This window comes from Pseudoxanthomonas sp. P4_B2 (genome assembly GCF_056402315.1).
Window position 1 is genome coordinate 1 of sequence record NZ_JBFUHQ010000014.1, and the last position, 1,180, is coordinate 1,180.

1 protein-coding gene is annotated in these 1,180 nt (G+C 64.2%); it reads left to right on the top strand.

Annotated features, from left to right (window positions below):
- Window positions 1-5: 5 nt before the first annotated feature.
- Window positions 6-1,180: elongation factor Tu (gene tuf, locus AC1DTQ_RS18815; protein WP_477851569.1), on the top strand; the 1,175-nt coding region annotated here is incomplete at its 3' end.

The following is a 1,180-nucleotide window of genomic DNA, read 5'->3' on the forward strand; positions in this document are numbered from 1 at the left end:
CAGCCATGGCAAAGGGTAAATTCGAACGCACCAAGCCGCACGTGAACGTGGGCACGATTGGTCACGTTGACCACGGCAAGACGACGCTGACGGCGGCGCTGACGAAGATCGGTGCGGAACGTTTCGGTGGCGAGTTCAAGGGTTACGACCAGATTGACGCGGCGCCGGAAGAGAAGGCGCGCGGCATCACGATTTCGACGGCGCACGTGGAATACGAATCGGCCAACCGCCATTACGCGCACGTCGACTGCCCGGGCCACGCCGACTATGTGAAGAACATGATCACCGGTGCGGCGCAGATGGACGGCGCGATTCTGGTGTGCTCGGCCGCTGACGGCCCGATGCCGCAGACCCGCGAACACATCCTGCTGTCGCGCCAGGTCGGCGTGCCGCACATCGTGGTCTTCCTGAACAAGGCGGACATGGTGGACGACGCCGAGCTGTTGGAGCTGGTGGAGATGGAAGTGCGCGAGCTGCTGAGCAAGTACGACTTCCCCGGCGACGACACCCCGATCATCCACGGTTCGGCCCGTCTGGCGCTGGAAGGCGACCAGAGCGAAATCGGCGTGCCCTCGATCATCAAGCTGGTGGAGGCGCTGGACACCTTCATTCCGCTGCCCGAGCGCGACGTGGACAAGCCGTTCCTGATGCCGGTGGAAGACGTGTTCTCCATCTCCGGCCGCGGCACGGTGGTCACCGGTCGTATCGAGCGCGGTGTGATCAAGGTGGGCGAGGAAATCGAGATCGTGGGCATCCGCGACACGCAGAAGACCACGGTCACCGGCGTTGAGATGTTCCGCAAGCTGCTGGACCAGGGTCAGGCGGGCGACAACGCCGGTCTGCTGCTGCGCGGCACCAAGCGCGACGACGTGGAGCGCGGCCAGGTGCTGTGCAAGCCGGGTTCGATCAAGCCGCACACCGAGTTCGAAGCCGAAGTCTATGTGCTGAGCAAGGACGAAGGCGGCCGTCACACCCCGTTCTTCAAGGGTTACCGTCCGCAGTTCTACTTCCGCACCACCGACATCACTGGCGCCGTTGAGCTGCCGGAAGGTGTGGAGATGGTGATGCCGGGCGACAACGTGAAGATGGTGGTGACGCTGATCAACCCGGTGGCGATGGACGAAGGCCTGCGTTTTGCGATCCGCGAAGGCGGCCGTACGGTTGGCGCCGGCGTGGTGGC